This is a genomic window from Domibacillus sp. PGB-M46, assembly GCF_022668875.1.
GTDB lineage: Bacteria > Bacillota > Bacilli > Bacillales > Domibacillaceae > Domibacillus.
Genome location: NZ_JAKGCR010000083.1, coordinates 1 through 319, shown reverse-complemented (window position 1 = coordinate 319; position 319 = coordinate 1). Strand labels below are relative to the sequence as shown.

2 tRNA genes are annotated in these 319 nt (G+C 49.8%); both read right to left on the bottom strand.

Going from position 1 to position 319, the window contains the following annotated elements:
- Positions 1-97: 97 nt before the first annotated feature.
- Positions 98-174 (bottom strand) — tRNA-Ile (locus L2D08_RS23695).
- 66 nt (positions 175-240) lie between these two features.
- Positions 241-317: transfer RNA gene (locus tag L2D08_RS23690), tRNA-Met, on the bottom strand.
- Between the last annotated feature and the right edge of the window lie 2 nt (positions 318-319).

The window sequence follows — 319 nt, the reverse complement described above, 5'->3', positions numbered from 1 at the left end:
ATTCGAACCCCTGCGCGGTTTGACCCGCCTGTCGGTTTTCAAGACCGATCCCTTCAGCCGGACTTGGGTATTCCTCCGAATTAAATAAGAATTCAAGTGGTGGACCTTGCAGGACTCGAACCTGCGACCGGACGGTTATGAGCCGTCTGCTCTAACCAACTGAGCTAAAGGTCCTCTTATTCACCATGTGAAAATCAAAAATGCATCTTTTACAAAAGGCATTCTCATTATTTAAATATATGGTAGCGGCGGAGGGGATCGAACCCCCGACCTCACGGGTATGAACCGTACGCTCTAGCCAGCTGAGCTACACCGCCAT